The 17,412-nt window shown below is 47.5% G+C and carries 20 protein-coding genes; 1 reads left to right on the forward strand and 19 read right to left on the reverse strand.

Annotated elements, in window-relative coordinates; translation table 11 throughout:
* Nucleotides 1–165: 165 nt before the first annotated feature.
* The 17 genes from I2483_RS13590 to terL all read right to left on the reverse strand — a co-directional run bounded on the left by I2483_RS13590 (nt 166) and on the right by terL (nt 15,305).
* Complete coding sequence (locus I2483_RS13590) at nt 166–1,494, reverse strand: pyocin knob domain-containing protein (protein ID WP_207277675.1); 1,329 nt, start codon at nt 1,492–1,494, stop codon at nt 166–168.
* A 3-nt stretch (nt 1,495–1,497) separates the two neighbouring features.
* Nucleotides 1,498–2,355: a phage tail family protein gene (locus I2483_RS13595; protein ID WP_207277676.1), complete on the reverse strand. Its 858-nt coding sequence runs from the start codon at nt 2,353–2,355 to the stop codon at nt 1,498–1,500.
* Between the two features lie 3 nt (nt 2,356–2,358).
* A complete protein-coding gene (locus I2483_RS13600) occupies nt 2,359–6,105 on the reverse strand; it encodes a phage tail tape measure protein (RefSeq protein ID WP_207277677.1) in 3,747 nt (1,248 codons plus the stop codon).
* A complete protein-coding gene (locus I2483_RS13605) occupies nt 6,098–6,430 on the reverse strand; it encodes a hypothetical protein (RefSeq protein ID WP_207277678.1) in 333 nt (110 codons plus the stop codon). Before I2483_RS13605 ends, I2483_RS13600 begins: the two co-directional genes overlap by 8 nt.
* Before the next feature lie 29 nt (nt 6,431–6,459).
* Nucleotides 6,460–6,825 (reverse strand): tail assembly chaperone, encoded by a 366-nt coding sequence (locus I2483_RS13610; protein ID WP_207277679.1) that lies wholly within the window; start codon nt 6,823–6,825, stop codon nt 6,460–6,462.
* A gap of 76 nt (nt 6,826–6,901) precedes the next feature.
* Entirely contained in the window at nt 6,902–7,339 is a 438-nt protein-coding gene (locus I2483_RS13615; RefSeq protein ID WP_207277680.1) for a phage major tail protein, TP901-1 family, read from the reverse strand.
* A 25-nt stretch (nt 7,340–7,364) separates the two neighbouring features.
* On the reverse strand, nt 7,365–7,805 hold the full coding sequence (locus tag I2483_RS13620; protein WP_207277681.1) for a hypothetical protein: 441 nt from the start codon (nt 7,803–7,805) through the stop codon (nt 7,365–7,367).
* Nucleotides 7,802–8,146 carry a hypothetical protein gene (locus I2483_RS13625; RefSeq protein ID WP_207277682.1) on the reverse strand — a complete coding sequence of 115 codons (345 nt, stop codon included), beginning with the start codon at nt 8,144–8,146 and terminating at the stop codon, nt 7,802–7,804. Before I2483_RS13625 ends, I2483_RS13620 begins: the two co-directional genes overlap by 4 nt.
* Entirely contained in the window at nt 8,146–8,538 is a 393-nt protein-coding gene (locus I2483_RS13630; protein ID WP_207277683.1) for a hypothetical protein, read from the reverse strand. Before I2483_RS13630 ends, I2483_RS13625 begins: the two co-directional genes overlap by 1 nt.
* 4 nt (nt 8,539–8,542) lie before the next feature.
* Entirely contained in the window at nt 8,543–9,343 is an 801-nt protein-coding gene (locus I2483_RS13635) for a structural protein (RefSeq protein ID WP_207277684.1), read from the reverse strand.
* A complete protein-coding gene (locus tag I2483_RS13640) occupies nt 9,328–9,750 on the reverse strand; it encodes a hypothetical protein (RefSeq protein ID WP_207277685.1) in 423 nt (140 codons plus the stop codon). Before I2483_RS13640 ends, I2483_RS13635 begins: the two co-directional genes overlap by 16 nt.
* Nucleotides 9,751–9,762: 12 nt before the next feature.
* Complete coding sequence (locus I2483_RS13645; protein WP_207277686.1) at nt 9,763–9,921, reverse strand: hypothetical protein; 159 nt, start codon at nt 9,919–9,921, stop codon at nt 9,763–9,765.
* Between the two features lie 11 nt (nt 9,922–9,932).
* Nucleotides 9,933–10,946: a major capsid protein gene (locus tag I2483_RS13650; RefSeq protein ID WP_207277687.1), complete on the reverse strand. Its 1,014-nt coding sequence runs from the start codon at nt 10,944–10,946 to the stop codon at nt 9,933–9,935.
* 80 nt (nt 10,947–11,026) lie between these two features.
* Nucleotides 11,027–11,413, reverse strand: a complete 387-nt coding sequence (locus I2483_RS13655) for a hypothetical protein (RefSeq protein ID WP_207277688.1) — start codon at nt 11,411–11,413, stop codon at nt 11,027–11,029.
* Between the two features lie 79 nt (nt 11,414–11,492).
* On the reverse strand, nt 11,493–12,026 hold the full coding sequence (locus I2483_RS13660; protein ID WP_207277689.1) for a hypothetical protein: 534 nt from the start codon (nt 12,024–12,026) through the stop codon (nt 11,493–11,495).
* 89 nt (nt 12,027–12,115) lie between these two features.
* Complete coding sequence (locus I2483_RS13665; protein ID WP_255550437.1) at nt 12,116–13,666, reverse strand: phage portal protein; 1,551 nt, start codon at nt 13,664–13,666, stop codon at nt 12,116–12,118.
* 28 nt (nt 13,667–13,694) lie between these two features.
* Nucleotides 13,695–15,305 (reverse strand): phage terminase large subunit, encoded by a 1,611-nt coding sequence (gene terL, locus I2483_RS13670; protein WP_255550438.1) that lies wholly within the window; start codon nt 15,303–15,305, stop codon nt 13,695–13,697.
* Between the two features lie 387 nt (nt 15,306–15,692).
* Here terL and I2483_RS13675 point away from each other — a divergent pair, with 387 nt between their 5' ends.
* On the forward strand, nt 15,693–16,232 hold the full coding sequence (locus I2483_RS13675; protein WP_207277690.1) for a tyrosine-type recombinase/integrase: 540 nt from the start codon (nt 15,693–15,695) through the stop codon (nt 16,230–16,232).
* Between the two features lie 621 nt (nt 16,233–16,853).
* On the opposite strand, the gene I2483_RS13680 is transcribed toward I2483_RS13675, so the two are convergent.
* Both I2483_RS13680 and I2483_RS13685 read right to left on the reverse strand, forming a co-directional pair.
* Nucleotides 16,854–17,234, reverse strand: a complete 381-nt coding sequence (locus I2483_RS13680) for a phBC6A51 family helix-turn-helix protein (protein WP_207277691.1) — start codon at nt 17,232–17,234, stop codon at nt 16,854–16,856.
* A 19-nt stretch (nt 17,235–17,253) separates the two neighbouring features.
* On the reverse strand, nt 17,254–17,409 hold the full coding sequence (locus I2483_RS13685; protein WP_207277692.1) for a hypothetical protein: 156 nt from the start codon (nt 17,407–17,409) through the stop codon (nt 17,254–17,256).
* Nucleotides 17,410–17,412 lie beyond the last annotated feature (3 nt).

The raw sequence follows: 17,412 nt of genomic DNA on the forward strand, positions 1-17,412 counted from the left end.
ACAGATCTCACATCAGCATCATCAACGTCCTCACCGATAATCTCTATAGACACCTCGTCATAGCTGCCATCATCATTCAGACCGTCATCATCGAATAATATATCGACGGCGATACCAACCGCCACAAATTCGTCCATTAATTTTATCGGGTTTACGCCATCCACTTTAATCACGTCGCACTACCTCCATCCCAAAATACACACCCCTAGTCGTCGGAGTGTTGGCGCTACCAGTCCCCTGATGGGTTACGGTTACCTCAAAGTAATCACCATCGTCGACAATAAGGACTGGGGTAATGCAAGTTAGAAGTAAAGAAGTACCTGGTACAATACCGTTAACTTGGGATTGGTCCAAATAAGTACCATTTTTCTTTATTATGACTATAAAGTTTCTATTAGCTATCGTTGTACCATCTAAATTGACACAAGCGGTTAATCTAACTCTACGTATACCGAGACCAGCAGGTATCTTTAATCTGGTATTCACCACCGCATCTACCAAATTACTATCACCTTTTGGATAGTTATTACTCCACTGCATAACAACCTCGGTATTTGCCGCCACGACTTGATTTTGTAGTTTCTCCACATATACCGAGCCTAAATTTGGGGATTTATTGACTCTGGTCCAAGTCCACCAGCTACCGGAATGCACCCTCATCCATATCTCTGGGTTATCCGATGATGTCATACTGAAAGCTATTTGAAGACAATTCATCAAGTTAAACTCGCCTGGAGAACCGGTCTTAGGTGTATATGTGGCAAGAACCATGATTTGATATGTGGATCCACCAGGTAATGTACCCAAAGTACCCCAGGTCTTGTTGGCAAAATATATACCCGTTTCTTTCAAATCATCTACATTTTTTGCCGCTGGTTCACCGAAGGAGGAAGTCGTGTCGAATGTGCTTCTGCCATTAGTCAATGAGTACATGGTAGCGACCTTTTCGACTAAATCCTGTAACCCTTCGGCATCGAAGTTCGGAAGAATATTACTCCCCGCCCACGGACAAATAACATCTTTCCCTCGCTCATCCGTAACGTCAACCGCATTAATATACGTCTGTCCGCCGATAACCTTCACCTGCGCAAGTGAGATTTCATATACGTTCGCCGTTCGCTCCAAAGGTGGCGCTGATGGACTAACACCCGCCACGCCTTTTTTCACAAACGCTTCAATGTAACGTGCGTCCAAATCTAAGACTAATCGCAACACTAATCGGTCTATACGTGACTTGCCTAGCGCTTCGACTTCGTGTAATAACGTTAGTATTGAATCGTTCTCGTACTGTCTGCCGTTTAGGAAGGCTGTTCCTGTATCAACAGTGGTAATCATATTCGAACCACTTGTGCCGACTTTCAGCATGTTTCCTGCACCCTTCATTATCCCAGTAGTGATTAACGTGTGGAAATATGAAGTGAACTCGTCGGCGGTATAAACTTTATCTGGGTTCAACGGATCTAAACTGTCAAAAAACCTGCTATGCTCTGCCATGTGTCACACTCCTAAAAATAAATTTCTGTATTCTACGAACACTTCTGGACTACCACCATCCGTAATGAACGACAGTTTGTTCTCACCTACATCCAAACTCATGAAAGTGGAATTTAAGTCGATATAGCCCATTGCGTTACTTTCCACTCCGTAAGGATCAATTATCTTCACTGATTTTTCGTTAAACCCTGTCGTGATAATCAGACTGTGTTCAGCGGGTATTGTTCGGTTGATTCGGATAAACTCACCTGTGGATACCTTCGTGATAACCGGATTCACTGATTCCCCGCGAAATGTCACATTGATTGGAGTCGGCACATCTCCCGTATTTAACAAGTTCTCTTCATCCCCGCGGATTGAAAAGCTTGCCGGAAATGATATTGGGAAAAAGAAGTTGCCCACAAAGTCTTGTAGTTTAATAATTGTTGGGTTAACATCTTGCCAAAACGGTGACGGACAAACGAACGTAACTAACGCTCGCTGCCACCGCTCACCGCGCCCTTCCGCGTCGGGATAATATGGAACTGATTCCGCTATCGCCATTATTTGGCGTTCTTCTCCGTCTGCCACATAGCGTAATACACCTACGCCCAACTTCGGATTAACTACGCCCGTAAGTCGCTTACGCTCCGACCTAACCACGTTGTAACCCCCGCCTCTAACGATAAGTTCCGTCTGTACATAGCGCGGTTCTAATAAGGCGTCAACAAAGGTCGCGCCGTCTTGAAAAGGAGAGCGGTGCGTTTGTATTTCCGCCCCGACATCGCCTAATCCTTCTACAGACACTAATCCGATATTTGCGTCGCCAAGACGTATGGTATCGCCTCGGCTATTCGTAAATTCGAGATATTCGCTTACCATACGTCAAACACCCCAATCCATTGCGATTTTCCGTAGTACCTGCTGTTGCTTGCGTGCGCTTTCCGACGGCGTAGAATGAGCCGGCGTAAAGTTGTTCGTAATAGTCGGCGAGAAACCTCCGCTACTGTTTGCGTTTGTTGATTCGCTAGACACGGATTTTAGCAGTCCAGTACCGCTTCTAGGCGTCTGATAGCCCGCAATCTGCGGCGTGTTCGGCGTCATCCATCCGCTTGCTTTATCGGAAACTCCGACCACCTTCGAACGCATCGAGGACATTCCGTCCATCCAACCTTGCATCATATTCACGCCGATAAAGTCGCGCATCCATCGGGAAGGAGATTTGATGTCGAAGGCTCCCGCCATTGCTTTCTTGACGGAGTTAGCGATGTCTGTTGCCGTGCGTACTAGCGCCGGCTGCATCGATTCTAGTCCGACCTTTAAACCTTCCGCAGCTTGCCGTCCGATAGTCTTTAGTGATGATAGTTCGCCGTCGGTAGCGCGCGTAATGCCTTTAATCTGATTCGTCCAGTCACGTTCTAGTGCGGACAGTTCCCGATTAGCGACCGCCTGTAGTTCCTTGATTTGCTTCGCCGTATCCGCCTTCATTCCGATAAGTTCCTTCTCCGCTTGCGTACGAGCCAGTTTAGACTTCTCTGCGTATAGCTTCGAATACTCCGTCATTTGCTTGTCGGTCATCGAGTTAAGCGCGACTAGCTGCGGTAAAGCCTTCGGCCCCATTGCGCGCAGTTCTGCGATTAGCCCGTCGTCGATAGCCTTCGCGGATAGAATGTCGATTTGGTGCTGCCAGCCTTTAAACGCCGATACTTGCGAGTTTAAGTTATTCAGTAGGTCGGCGCCCGTCTGCTCCAACTTATATTCGAAGTAGTCGAATGTGCCTGCGAAGTTATAAAGAGCGTTCGCGCGATCATCGACTGTTTTCGTATATTTGTCCGTAAGTTCCTGCTCGTCATTGCGTAGCTTTTCATTTATAGCCGTCATCTTACCCGCGTATTCTTCGTTAGTTTTCGTGATTTCATCGTTAATAACTTTGAGCGCCTTCTGATATTCCTGCTGTGCCGTAACGCGCTCCTTCGTGCCTACCTTAAACGTGTCAATTGATTTACGCCAGACTTCCGATTCAGCTACAAGGGAGAGTTCTTCCAGCGACTTCTTATCGCCTACATACGTTTTAACAGCTTCAAGACGCGCCTTAGAGACTTCGTTTTCTTTCTTAACGATGTCCGCCCAAGCCTTATCGTTAACCTTCGCGAGTTTCGCCTGCTCATCGGCATTAAGCTTTGTCAGTTTTGCGGAGGCATCTTGTCGGATTTTATATACGTTATTCTCGCCGGTAGTGACGATTTCACCTTTTTTATTCTTGTGCGTTTTTAATGCGGATTGAGAGGACTGCGCCGATTTGCGTGAAAGTTCCGCGCGTTTAGCTGCGAAGTCTTTCTGTATAGCCGTCCGATCCTTTTCAGCTTTGGATGCGATTAAAGTAACCTCCGCCGCATTCGTACGAGTGACTGCTGAAATCGCTTTGCCAACGCCAGCAATCGCTTGGATATTGGATGCCTTTGTTTCGTTAATTCCGATTGCAAGCCCGTCGCCTATGTTATTTCCGTATTCCATAAACAGGCGTGAGGGGGATTTCATTTGCATCAAGTTCGTAAATGTCGTCTTAATATTATTACCAATATTTTTAATTGTGTCACTGACTGCCGTAGCCATCGAACTGATCCCCTTAATAAGTCCGTTCATGATGTCCTTACCAACGGAAACTAAGTCGACCGCTCCGAGGAATGATAGGATATTACCCCATATCGTTTTCATCGTATCGAGAATTGTATTCCAAGCGCCTTTCCAGTCCCCTTGTAACAGTTTTAACGCCGTTTGGATTACACCTAAAACTAAAGTAATACCACTATCAACTACGGTTTTAATTAAGTTCCATGCGACAACGACTACGCTCGTAATTATCGGCCACACCGTTTGAAATACGATTTGGATGACTTTCATAGCGCCTTGTATTACCGTCTGTATTACAGTGAAAGCGCCTTTTACGATAGTCATAATAGCTTCGCCGTTCTCCGTCCAGAATGCATCAAGTTTATCTAGCTGTTTCTTAACGAGGTCGACCGTACCTGTAACGATCATAATGACGATGTCCTTTATTTGCGTAAAGACTTCTTTCGCCTTATTCATAATCCCTTCGCCGTTCTCCGTCCAATACTGCTTTAACTTATCGAGCGCTTCTTTCGATAACTTTACAATGGCGTCCATGACGGTTTTGAGTAAGTCCCTTATACCGTTAAACGCGGTCGTCGTGGCGTTCTTAACTGCTGCCCATATTTCATTTACGCCGTCACGGAACCATTCGACTTTCTTATACGCCAATACTAGTGCCGCAACAATCGTACCTATCGCCAATACCGCTAATCCAATAGGTCCCGTCAATGCCGTAAACGCCGCGCCTAGCGATGCCCCTACCGTACTTACTGCCGTGAACCCTGCGATAATCTGCGGGATGAATCCGATTAGTAGTAATATAGGTCCGACAACCAATGCGACAGCCGCCGCTACTGCTAAAAATACCGCAATCGCCGTCTTAGTTCCTTCGGATAGACCGTTAAACTTGTCCGCTAAATCTTGAATAAATTCGACTAGTATTTTAACTGCGGGTAGTAGTGCCGTTCCGATGGAGATTCCGATTTCTTCGAAGGCTGACGAAAGATTTTCCATCGCGCCTTGCAGGTTATCCTTCATCGTATTACGCATCTGCAGTAGGGCGCCGTCCGAGTCGATGATTGCTTCCTTTAATTCGTCGTACTCACCGCTCAAGCCGCCCATCATCGCACTAAACGCTTTACCGTGATTAAGCCCAGCTATCTGCGTTTGGTAGTGCGCCTTTTCCTGATCCGTCAGTCCGCTTAACGCTTTATTAGTTTCTTTCAATACAACTTCCATACCACGGAAACTTCCGTCGGCGTTAAACGCATTGACTCCTAGCGCTTTCAACGCACCTGCGGACGGACCTGCCGTCGCTGTCATACGTGTCATAATTGCGTTTAGGGCCGTCCCTGCTTCTGATCCTTTAAATCCGCGGTTGGCGAGTATCCCGAGGATGGCGTTAGACTCTTCGAGGGGTACGTTAAATCTGCTGAACGTACCGCCGGCGATTACGAACGCTTCCATAAGTGCGTCGATGTCCGTGTTACTACTTGCCGCAGTCTTTGCGACTTTATCGAGGTAGCCGTCGAGGTCTCCTACTTGCAGCCCAAGTCCTGCCATACTATCCGTAACTAAGTCTGAAGTCCTACCTAATTCGAGGGCGCCCGCTTCCGCTAAGTGGAGAATCGGCGTTATTCCTCCGAGCATTTGCTCCGTACTCCACCCCGCTAAAGCCATAAACTCGAGAGCATTCGCACTGTCAGTCGCACTAAACGACGTAGCACTTCCCATCTCTCGCGCCTTTGCGGTTAATAAGTCGAGGTCTTTTCCGGTCGCACCACTTATCGCAGCTACCTTCGACATCCCCGCTTCAAAGGTGGCTGCGATTTTAACGGCACCCCCGAGACCTACGGCAACTGCTACGCCGAAACCTGTAACAGCCGCTCCAGTCTTCTTAAACGCGTCAAACGTCTGCTGATTCGCCGCACTAAAGTCACTTAACGCTCGATTCGATTCGGCCATAGCACGACTAAATTGCGTAATGTCAGCGCCAATCCGTACTAAAATATCGTTACTCATTTATTTCGTCACTCCTTTCCGCCGTAAACAACGTAAACTGCTCCATCCATTCGGACGCGTTACGGCTTTTTTTGAGTAAGTCTTCGACCTTCTTTTCCGCCGCATCTACGTCTACTGGCCGCTTAAATAGATCGCTTGCCTTCGGACGTTTCGCCCTTGTCGCACTTTCCTGCATAATCGACGCAAAGGCCATTCGCTCATATTCGTCAAATTGGCGTTCCTGTTGCGCCCGCATAAGAATCGTAAACTCGCGCGGTGTCAACGATTCTACTTCCTGCGGTTTGAGCGCTAGGTAACGCCAACCATCCGCTTTAGCGACTTCCACTTCGCATAAATCACGTAAGTAATTCGGTGTTATTTTAGAAGTGTGTCCAGCGCCTTCTTCGCGTCCTTGTTGTCCTTCATCAGTTTCGCGATTGTTGCTTTGTAGAAAAAACTCTGTGTAATCACTTCGTTGGATACCTTCAATACGCCGTCTAGGTCCAGACGTTCAGCGTCGATAGCTTCTGCGATAGCCTGCTCAATGTCACCGTACGAGAAGTTCTCGCCAGTATGTTTTAGTGCTGCATGAACTACGTAAGGGAATGTATCGAAGTCACCCATCATCGCCTTACCAATCATTTCGTAAGAACCGCCTTCGTAAAGTCCGTTCAAATATTTAACGCCGTTATAATCAATTTTAAGATCGTATTCCTTGCCGTTTACCGTAAAGTTCGCCATCTATAATTACCTCCATTGTTTTCGTAGTTAAGTATGTGGCGAGGGTTTTACGCCCCGCCGTTATTGCTTAGTAGAATTATTCTGCGCCGTCTGGGAGTTCTGTCAGTGTTTCCGCAGTTACGGCGCCGTTTAGTGTCGCATCCAGTGAGTAAGTAGCGAAGTCTCCGTTACCATATTCGCGGTTGAACGAAGAAACCATGTATAAACCATGCTCCGCTTTTAGGTCACGCGTATTAATTTCGTAAATCTTAACGAACTTCTTCTTGCGGATTGCCTCGATAATGAAGTCGATAAACTCGTCGCCCTCCGTCAAGATTCCTTCTAGCGATACGGACTCCGTTACTTTCCCGTAATCCGACCCCGTGCGATCTTTCGTATCTAATTCGATAGAGTCTGCCGAGATTTCCTTAGAACCGCCGGTCTGGTTAAACGGACGGATTACTTTTACCGTTTCTAGTAAGTCGGGAATCTCTACCGCAAAAATCTTTTCTTCGCCTCTGTATTCAATCGCCATTAATAATTCCTCCTATAAATTCGTATTATCTTCGTTTCACGTCCGTTATTTCCACGTCGAAATAGACGCGATGGTACCCCGTCCTAACGCTCACATCCGAAGCAGGCATCGGAACGACCGCCCTTAAAACGCAATTAAAAAAGCCTTCCTGAACGGAGGGCGTCTGTAACGTATCGTAATAAGGAATATCGTCGAAGTTGAAAACCTGCGTTAACCGTTCTTGATTAATCGAAAGCTGTACGCTATTAACGTCATGCAAACCGACTTGATAACGATAAATTACTTCGACTGATTCGCGACCTTTGGCTAGGACGCGGTTATTCGCCTGCATCGTTTCTAACGTAATTAGCGGTCTGTCCGCCGGGAACTTATAGCCGTCATATACGAGGTCGACCTTCGCCTCTGTAAATGCTTCGCGTAGATGCATGATTAGCGAGCGGTTTAATCCGTGTTGGTGTACACTCATACGTCAGTCACCTCGCGTCGCATAGCCTCGCGGTAGCCTTCGCGGTTATCCCAAACGGACTTACGTATAAACCCTTTATGCGTCGCATGTTCGTATTCCTGTCTACGCGTGTAAGGCAATGTTCCGCCGAATTCCCACGTAGCAGGCGCTAGTCTGTGTGGACTCGCTACGATATTGGCGCGCATATCTCCGCTATCGACCGGTGCCAACGCCGCCGCCTCATTCGCCATCTTCCGCGTATACGTTTCCGTGACCTTATCCGCCGTGCCTTGCGCCTTAATTCCCGCAAGCGTAAACCGCTTCATAACGGCATCCAATCCGTCTATCCTTACGTTCAGCATCACGCAATCACCCGCCCTTTAATTTCGTAGCGGTTACGTTTCCCAATACCCTTACCGTCATCGCCGAGAATTTCGTACTGTTTTCCGTTGTATGATAGTCGCGTAATCTTGTCGATAATGTCCTCGATATATTGGACTTTAACGTCGACTTTAATATCGCCTTGATCGAATTCGATACCGCCTACAACGAACCGACTTCCGTTCACACTCTTCGTTGAGATTTCGGTCACGACGGCTTCAACTTCGCGCGACACCGGTACGTTTCCGATTTCTTCGTTGGTAAAGTCGTCATACTGAATATCATCGTAAATAACAGTAATTGGGCGTTTCCGCAATTCATACATTTCGTCCTGTGCATCGTTCATAAACGTAATATCTCCGCTTGTTATCATTCCGTCATAACCACCTCTCGTCTAGGACGTAGGAAGAGTATCCCGTACAATTTACGTGAGGCATCCACAAGTCTGTATCCACGGGGCTGAATATCCCTGTCCCTTTTCCGTAACGGTCTTCCTCGGATAAAGCTACGCAAGGCTTCGACTTCTTAACGCCCGCATGAAACTGGACCCACTTTACGAGTCCAGATTCCTGTGCGTTGTATCCGATAGCTGCACGATGGGCCGTTACCGATTCATTGCGTGCGAGCCGTCGAATCTTCCACGTTTCGTTATCGTAGACCTTGCGTATCTTCGGTATCATTGCGTTAATTCCATCGCCTCGGATTATGCCCGTACGAATAACCGTAGACAGTTCGTCACGTATTCCGCCAGACAGACCCCATACGCGATCCGATAAGACTAAGCCGTCCTCGCCGAACCGTTCGACTGCGTATCTGACAACGTGTTTGTTGATTCGGTCGAACTGCGTAGCTGATAAAGTTACGCCCATTCCCGCCGTAATCGCCCGTGTAGTCCATTCGCTAGAGTCCCCGATAATCCCTTCGAGGACTATTGTGCCATTACTGCGTAAGGACGCTTCTATCACGTCTAATTCACGTAGTAACCGAGCCGTCCGCTGTTGCTTAATAACGCCGTCCGTATCAGCAAAGTCCGCTAACATCTCGGCTGTTTCTCCGCGTATTCTTCCGATTTCTTTGATTGCATACGCCTGCTGTTTTTTAGTAAGTGCGCCGTAATCACGTTCCATCTTTCGGAATACTGCATCCATATCCGCTTGTGTCGTTAGTACCTTCGCCATACGTTACGCCCGCTTTCGCCCGTTCTCGGCGTTGTATTAGGTCGGTCTATACGCATAGCTGTGTAAGCCCCACTACCGTTACTCTTCGCTGATTCCGCGTCGTATTGACGTCTAAGGTCAGCCGCTAGTTTGCGATAGTTTTCGGATAGCATCGACTTGTCGACCGATTCTTCTCCGTCCGTAAACTTGAAGTAATGCGCAACCGAGAACGCTATTTGAAAGGCACTCTCCGATTGCGCTAGTAGTAGCAATGCCGTTTCTTTATCCGTGGGAACGCTATCTGACGGGTCATATCCGATAACTTGCATAGCGTCCGCGACGGAATCTGCTGCGTCTGTAATTTCGTAATTAGGTACGCCTTTAAAGCGTCGTAATAGACGTTCGGCAAGTTCTGATATATTCGCCATTTAGCGTCCTCCTTATTTATCTTTCGATACTTTCGCCTTTGGCGCAGGTTTCGGCGTTTCTTTAATTGGCTCCACTAAGCCTAATTTTACGTAATGATCCGCCTCTGCTTGCGTCATATCGACGATAGAGCCGATAGGCTGACTGTTAAAAACAGCGCCTATCGATTTCATCTGAACTAGCTTCATACGCCTACGTTAGCGTGGAAGATAAGGCTAGGGTTTTCTACGACAGGTACGCCCGCCGCTGCTACTCGGATAATCGACTGGATTGGCTCGAATTTATCGTAAGCGCGAAGGTCGATGCCCGGCTTATAGTCGTTCTCTACCGTTGGGCCAAATAGATACTGACCTGCTCCGCGAGATGCGAATACTACGCGATATTTCGGAAGGAACTCGATAACTTCGTCTGCGCCCGAGTAAATATCCTTAACCGTGATAGAGCGCTCGGCTTGGATTTTGATTGACGGCAATCCGTAACCTGCAAGTACGTCGTTTACTTCCGCTACTGAAATACGTGAGAATACGCCTGTCGCTCCGCGTGCTTCCGTAATAAATTCAGCGTTAGTTTGTAGTAGCGATTGTGCTTCACGTGACATAATGATTGCGTCCGCGATTTTTCCGTTCTTCGTTACATATGCGTCGTTCCATTCGATCAAATCCGATAGAGGTTTCGCAGTGGCAGTCGCTGTCCATGCGTTAACGCCCGTTTTAGATACAGGTGCTTCGATGCCGTAATTTACGTTGATTTTAACGCCGTTCTTGTTATACGAGAACGTTCCTTTGAGTAGCGCCTCTAGTTTCGAAATGTCTACGCGTTTACGTAGTGCATTAACGAGGTCTGCCGCTTTAACGACTAACTGATCGACCATCGCTGACTTTTCAGCGTCAGAACGCGCTTGGTTCAACGCAAGTAATTCTTCTTCCGTAGCGATATATTTAAGACCAAGTTTCGCAACTTCGCCCATTTGCGATGCTACTGCGTCACGGTCGATGACCGGTGGCTCTGCGCCGTATCCGATATATGCTGCGATGTGATTCGACTTCTTAACGATGTCGTACGCGAATGTCGAACTGAACGTCTGACCGTCCGGTAGAAACTCGTCCGCCAGTGTAGGCGCCTTGTCGTTTTCGATTAGTACCGTTAGTCCGCGAAGTGCGGGTTTCTGCATTTCCTTTAAGTGTGTAATTCCAGCCATAATTAAATTCCTCCTAATAGTTTCCGTTGTATTTTCGTTATTTTTACGTAATTAAAAAGACGCCTATATTTAAGCGTCCGTCAGATGTGTGAAATGTATTGGATTAGTGGTGTAACTGCTTTGAAATCGGCATTAGGTACTGCCGCTAGTTTAGCTGTATATACGCTACCTCGTACGATTACCTCGCCCGCGATAACGTCATTAGTACCGTCGTTATCGAAGTCTACGTTTAGGATTCCGAAGTTATCGTATGCGTCTAGGGCTACCTTCGCAAGTGCGCCGACATCCTCGAACTTACCGCCTGTCTTGTTACGAGCAACTAAAAGACCCGCTTCGTGGTACTTCTTCGCGAACTTAGTAGCGTCAAGTGTTGCACCGCCTTTAATAAATTCCAAGTGTTCCGACGCTAAGATGTTCTTACCGCCTTTAAATACTGGCTTCGTGAATTTCGGTGTGTATAATGGCATTTGTATTCCTCCGTTAGTTTTTATTTTGAGTTCGCTTGTATACCGTTATCTCAAACGGTGTGCCTGTCGCAGATTGTGCTTAACGCAATTTGTGCTTTATTCGTTCGTACATACTTGCGCCTAGTTCCTCGCCATCTTTCGCAGCAGGTCGTCCGCTCCCGCCGTTCATTCCGCTTGGATCAACATAGGCCGCTTTAACTGGAAACGCCTTTTTCAAACCTTCAAGGGATTCCGTTAACTCTTCGTCCGTGCTACCTTCGAGCAAACGCGTCAATAACGTAGCTTGTTCGCCTTCATAGCCTGCAATCGTAATGAGTGCTTGTTTTCGCGTGGCGAGCGCCGTTACTTTCTGCGCCTCTAGTTCTTCGCGGTATTTCTCCGCCAATTCCTTGTAGTTCTCCGATTCTTCCAAACGTTTACGCTCGGATTCCTCTTGTGCCTGCTCAAACTCCGCAAGTCTTTTCTTTAACGCGTTAGATTCGTCAACCTTCGCTTTAAAGCGGTCATACGGAATTGTCTTGCTATCGACGTCGGTACCAGTGTTTTCCGTCCCTGCGGACGCATTTACGTCGTCTGTTCCTTCGTTTGTTTCGTCAATAACTTCTTCTGCCATGCGTATCTACCCCTTTCGGTTAACGCCCGACGGCGAATTTGTAGCAGATGGTCCCGAATAGTTTAACGTCTTTGCGGACAGGTTCGGGATTATTCTGCGTTGCTGTATGGATCGGTCATTCGTTGTTGTGAGGCGCGTTCGCCTTCGATTTCCTGTTTCTTCGCCGATACATTCTCGACACCAAGTCGTTCGATAGCGCCTTTCACCGATTCGAAGCCTGCGCCTGTTTCAAACGTAAGCAATTCGACTAGTTCCTTGCGGTTATCCGGTAATGGTAAAACGAAACGCATTTCATTCGTATAATCTTCGCCAATACCTTTAACGACCGCTTTGTCGTATGCAAAACGTTGTGCCTCCGTCCTTGCTTGTAAGTAACGGATAGACTTTTCGTGTAATTCCGCTAGATTATAGCCCCACGATAGCCAGTGTTCTTCCGTATCCGTAATAATGTCGTGGAATAGTACCTGCATAGCCTCGCCGTTAAGTCCGCCGAAGTTGAGTTCTTGCGGTACGATTTGAGGTAAGCCGGATATTTCATGCATTGCGGATTTAACGCGCATATACTGGTCCTTAAACGCTTCCTTCCACTTAAATCCGGATTCCACACGCTTAACGTCCGGCTGCTGTCCATCACTACCGCCAGTAATTTCGAATACCGCGTTAGGTGCGATGAATAACTTCTCCGCAGCGCCGGGTGGTCCGTTTAATACGGCGATTGGCGAGAACATTTCGAATTTCATCGAGTCGATAGCGTCCTCGTTCATCTGATTAAGTACGTCGTTCTGCTCGCGTAGGTCGCTGATTTCGGATTGTCCCAGTGATTCCGATATTAATTCGTTGACGGGGAATATTACGACGGGAATAAAGTCGATGCCCATATCGGCTAACGGTTGTATCGTTTTGAGTACGGTTAAGTCGCTTTCTGCGTAGATAGCTTCCTCTACGTGGCAATTACCGTCTTCCATAAATCGGAATGTCTGGCGTTGTATTGCGTCAATCTCCGTTCCGTCCGCTTTAGTCCATTTCCGAGCCTTAACGAAGTGTGCTGCGATTAAATCCTCGAAGTCATCGTCGCTAAATACGGGAATAAATTCGTAATCCGGTACCCATATCCATCGTAGCTTGCCGGTGGTCGGATTGAATACGATTTTACATACGACTCTATCCGCAATAAGCCGATCCCTTGCCGCCTGCACTAGTTTAGCGCGCATCTTGTTTTCGTCCCATAGGCGATATAACAAACGCTCATACGATTCCGCGCGTACGTTTTCCGCTTGCTGTGCGGGGCTTGGCGTATAGCCCTCCGTAAATGTATCCTCGATAGCATCGACTTGTGCGCGAGGTACGGAAATTCCGTGCTTGCCTCCGTGTTGCCAACGTGCCTTACGGTCGACTATCGCCTTGAAGTAGTTCGTTGCATAACGTGTGGGGTCGTAGTCGAGTCCGGGTGGTCGCGCTAGTTCGGACGCTTTAACGAGTTGTCCCGTTTCAGGCGATACGTGCTGCTTGCCTTCGTAATATGCGTAGTTGTCGAGTTGTAATCGTAATCGTTCTCGCGTTTGCTTGCCGAGGGATTGCTTATATGGCGTGAATAGTAATTCATCCATTTCCTGCGGTGTTAATAAGTTGTAGTCCGTCAAATTAGCGCCTCCTTTCGTTTAGTTTGCGTCACCAGCGACTGGCTCGCCTTACGGTTGTTACTGATGCCGCTTGCCCTAATAACGCTGATACCGACATTTCAGCCGCATCTATTACGTCATCATGTGAGCCAGTTCCGTACATTTCATATTGTTCAAGAAGTAATGAGTGCCTGCGGTTATATTGGATAGTGCCGTTCTCAATCTGGGGCAATAACGCCTCGATACGTAACTCTTTACGACTGCGGTGGTAAATCTTCTTGACTCGAGTGCCAGCCGGATAGCCGACCGCTTCTAACGCCTTCTTTAGTTCGTCGACGATAAATTCCTGCGCTGCAACGGCCTCTGCCGCAACTACAGTCGGCTGATATTTAAGTACCTTTTCGACGATTACCTTAATAAAGTCGCTCGGCTTGATGCGTTCTCCGTATGCGTCTATTACGTATATGATTCCGGTTTCCCTGTCCTTCGCAGTCGTAACGATTGCCGAGAAGTCACCGCGTTGCTTACCCATTGCGGGGTCGACGCCCATTGATACGTCATATCGTCCGCTTAGATAATCTATTTCTCCGTGATAGTACGTAAATGTTTCGGGATTGAATATCATCGAATCAGGATCGACGGGATTGTTCATATACTCCGTATTGAACGCCTTTGATCCGTTATCCCATTTCCACGTCATCAACTTCCATATCGGCTGGAACTCTTGCCATAAAACTTCGACGCCTTCGTCCATATCCTCGCGATTATCTGCGTAGAATTGACGAGCATCATCCGCCCGCTTACTGTTATCACGATTAATATAGATAAGACGGCATTGCTCCCACAAGTCCATACGTTTAGGCTCGTTGATAATCGCACGATATACCGTCGACTTATAATCGGACCGTCCATATAGAACGTGCATTAGTAAAGATTCTCGGTGGACTGTCGTTCCCATAACGACGAATGCCGTCTTAACGCCTTTAGGGTCGCCTAGCGCCATTACCGTTTGAGCCATCCAGTCGCGAAGTTTAAGTCGTTGTTCCGGTGTGGATGCGTTACCGCCCGGACGAGCATCCTCCAAGTCATCGCACAAAATGAGGTCGGGTCGCGTTCCGTTCCAGTTACGTCCACGAAGCGCCTGCCCTGTCGATGCTGCCTGCATAATCGCTAGTTGTCGCTTACCTCCGTGACCGTCATCGTGCCAGGCGATAAACTCTTCGCCGTTGTCTACGATGTTCGATTGATCCTTCGGCGATAACAGCGGCCCAAAGTCCTCGCGTAGCTTACGATTGTATTTCAGTTGATTACGTATCCACTCCATATTCGCTTTTGCTACCGTAGGTGTTTCCGAAATGATTATCGTGTATTTACGTTTACGGAATACTAATTCGCTGACCGGAAAGGCTTTAGATAACCATGTTGATTTAGCGTGTGACCTCGGTGCCGCAGCGGCTATCTTGGCGTTCTTTTCCGTAGTAGATACGTTATCCATGATTCCGGTCAAGTCTACGTGGAAGTCGGCTGATTCGGAGGCATTCGCGATATCAAAGCCATCCCAGTTTCCGTCGTTGCTGGGGTTGCGTGCTTCCGAGAAATATTCAATACCAAATTCGAGTAGATTACCGTCACAGAGCTCAATCCGTTCCAACCGCTCCAATTCCGTCCTCTTCTCGATATAGTCCTCGATAAGTCCAGCGTCTGCTAATTCGTCAGTGGTCGGATACTTTGCGTCCAGTACGGCGATGTATTCCGCATAGACTTCGATCAGTTCATTACGCCGTTTCTTCGATAGCCATTCATTATTAACCCATGCGATAAGACATCGCCTCCCTTCCGCTTAGTATGTACTTCGTTGTTTGCGCTTGTTTCTAGCGTGTGCAGCCGTTGCCTATGTGTTTATACCAAACGTAGGCTAGGACGGTTAAAACGCCGTATGTATCGTGGGTGAATCGTGTTGATTACGCTTGGCTGTCGCTAAAAGACACTTGACTTACGTTATCCCTCCGTATATACTGAATGTAACATAACACGGGAGGCGTTACTTATGAACGAAGTACAGGCGATTAAAGACCGCGCGCATATTGAGCGAATGAAGTTGGCACTTAACGGACGCGACCTACTATTATTCACACTAGGTATCAACGTCGGATTACGCATAAGCGATTTACTCGCGCTAAAGGCGTCTGATTTACGCGACAAGGACGTTGTGAAGGTAACGGAAGGTAAGACTGGTAAGATGCGTATATTCACGTTAAATGACGCCGCAAAGGACGCGGTTAAGTCGTTACTGCCCGCCGATACTGAATACGCGTTTCCTTCACGTAAGGGTGATCGTCCGATTGGACGCGTTCAGGCGTATCGAATCCTTAATGCCGCAATAGTACGTGCGGGGCTATCCGAAGTGTATACGTCATTCGGAGCTCACAGCCTTCGTAAAACATTCGGATACTTTGCATATAATAGTGGCGCAGATATTACGTTGTTAATGCGGATACTGAATCACTCGTCAGCACGCGAGACGCTTCGGTATATTGGCGTAGAGGCTGACGATATTGCAGACGTGTATAACGCAATTAACCTTTAGGCATGCGATCAACCTTTAATAGTATTAGCGATGGTCCTCCGTATTGTTTACGGGGGCTTTTCGTTGTGCTACGATAAGGGCTACGCATAGTCAAAGTGATTATTTTATATCGCGAAGTTAAAATCGACCAAAGCGTTATTTTGAGTTGCGCGAGTTAGAATCGTCAGGAAATCGTTTTTCATTTCCGACACCCCCGCCCCTCTTTCGATTTCCCTACGTTAGCCTCTCCGCCATAACACGTATACATAGTTAGTGTATAACGAATGGTACACAATCATGCGGAGTTACATTCGCAAGTAGCTACTAACCGCATGCCTACGCCATTCCTTCGATGTTACGCACACCATCGTCTATGCATACGATATACATCCGCATACCTATCGCCTTTATACATCCAACGTATAGCCTTCGCATGTATATAATACAGGCGTTTATGCATAGCGGAGTTGTGTGTAATACGTGATAACTTCAAAGCGTTCGGAGGGTCACGCGGAATATCCGTTTTGCTGATACGGAGCCACTACGTTACCCCTATGCGCTATCCCTCGATGTCACCTATTGACACGTACCCTCTACGCCATCCATCCGAGTTCCTTCTATATAACAGCCGTATCCATTCGCTTACTTCCCATCCTCTACGCCTCGCATACGTTCTATCTGCGCCTTCATAGCGTCTATGTCTGTACCTGTACCCTTCGTATCTACTTCGATCTTATCCGTCAGTAGTCCGTGTGCCTGTAGTAGTGTGCGGAATAACGCCGCATTACCTGAGTCTATAATATGACGTGGTATTGACGCCATAATATCCGGTAGGCTATCGAGTGTAGCCCGTACTATCTCACGCTTTAATTCGTCGTTGAAATCGTCCCTCTTACGCCATTCTAGCAGTGTCTTACGGTCGACTCCGACTGCATCCGCTACTTGTTCAAACGTCATGCCTCCGCGTTTAGGCAGGGATAATAACGCTATTGCTGCGATTTGCTTATCGTGTAGTTTCGCCATTGTTCGTTTCACCTCCTATTTACGTTATATCTACCTTCGCAGGATACGTAATATCAATCGTGAATCCCGTAGACCCATCGTCATATTTCGTATGATTAATCTGTACCGTTTCTACGTCCGTAGGATTGACGGCTTCTAAAAGACGTGTCGCTGTTACTAGTAATTCGTTATGCATTCG

It is taken from the genome of Sporosarcina sp. E16_3 (genome assembly GCF_017347125.1).
Classification (GTDB): Bacteria; Bacillota; Bacilli; order Bacillales_A; family Planococcaceae; genus Sporosarcina.

Excerpts from the sequence above, each read along its gene's own strand:
- I2483_RS13590 (WP_207277675.1), bottom strand. The coding sequence starts at position 1,494 with ATGGCAGAGCATAGCAGGTTTTTTGACAGTTTAGATCCGTTGAACCCA.
- I2483_RS13595 (WP_207277676.1), bottom strand. The coding sequence starts at position 2,355 with ATGGTAAGCGAATATCTCGAATTTACGAATAGCCGAGGCGATACCATA.
- I2483_RS13600 (WP_207277677.1), bottom strand. The coding sequence starts at position 6,105 with ATGAGTAACGATATTTTAGTACGGATTGGCGCTGACATTACGCAATTT.
- I2483_RS13610 (WP_207277679.1), bottom strand. The coding sequence starts at position 6,825 with ATGGCGAACTTTACGGTAAACGGCAAGGAATACGATCTTAAAATTGAT.
- I2483_RS13615 (WP_207277680.1), bottom strand. The coding sequence starts at position 7,339 with ATGGCGATTGAATACAGAGGCGAAGAAAAGATTTTTGCGGTAGAGATT.
- I2483_RS13620 (WP_207277681.1), bottom strand. The coding sequence starts at position 7,805 with ATGAGTGTACACCAACACGGATTAAACCGCTCGCTAATCATGCATCTA.
- I2483_RS13625 (WP_207277682.1), bottom strand. The coding sequence starts at position 8,146 with ATGCTGAACGTAAGGATAGACGGATTGGATGCCGTTATGAAGCGGTTT.
- I2483_RS13630 (WP_207277683.1), bottom strand. The coding sequence starts at position 8,538 with ATGATAACAAGCGGAGATATTACGTTTATGAACGATGCACAGGACGAA.
- I2483_RS13635 (WP_207277684.1), bottom strand. The coding sequence starts at position 9,343 with ATGGCGAAGGTACTAACGACACAAGCGGATATGGATGCAGTATTCCGA.
- I2483_RS13640 (WP_207277685.1), bottom strand. The coding sequence starts at position 9,750 with ATGGCGAATATATCAGAACTTGCCGAACGTCTATTACGACGCTTTAAA.
- I2483_RS13645 (WP_207277686.1), bottom strand. The coding sequence starts at position 9,921 with ATGAAATCGATAGGCGCTGTTTTTAACAGTCAGCCTATCGGCTCTATC.
- I2483_RS13650 (WP_207277687.1), bottom strand. The coding sequence starts at position 10,946 with ATGGCTGGAATTACACACTTAAAGGAAATGCAGAAACCCGCACTTCGC.
- I2483_RS13655 (WP_207277688.1), bottom strand. The coding sequence starts at position 11,413 with ATGCCATTATACACACCGAAATTCACGAAGCCAGTATTTAAAGGCGGT.
- I2483_RS13660 (WP_207277689.1), bottom strand. The coding sequence starts at position 12,026 with ATGGCAGAAGAAGTTATTGACGAAACAAACGAAGGAACAGACGACGTA.
- I2483_RS13675 (WP_207277690.1), top strand. The coding sequence starts at position 15,693 with ATGAACGAAGTACAGGCGATTAAAGACCGCGCGCATATTGAGCGAATG.
- I2483_RS13680 (WP_207277691.1), bottom strand. The coding sequence starts at position 17,234 with ATGGCGAAACTACACGATAAGCAAATCGCAGCAATAGCGTTATTATCC.
- I2483_RS13685 (WP_207277692.1), bottom strand. The coding sequence starts at position 17,409 with ATGCATAACGAATTACTAGTAACAGCGACACGTCTTTTAGAAGCCGTC.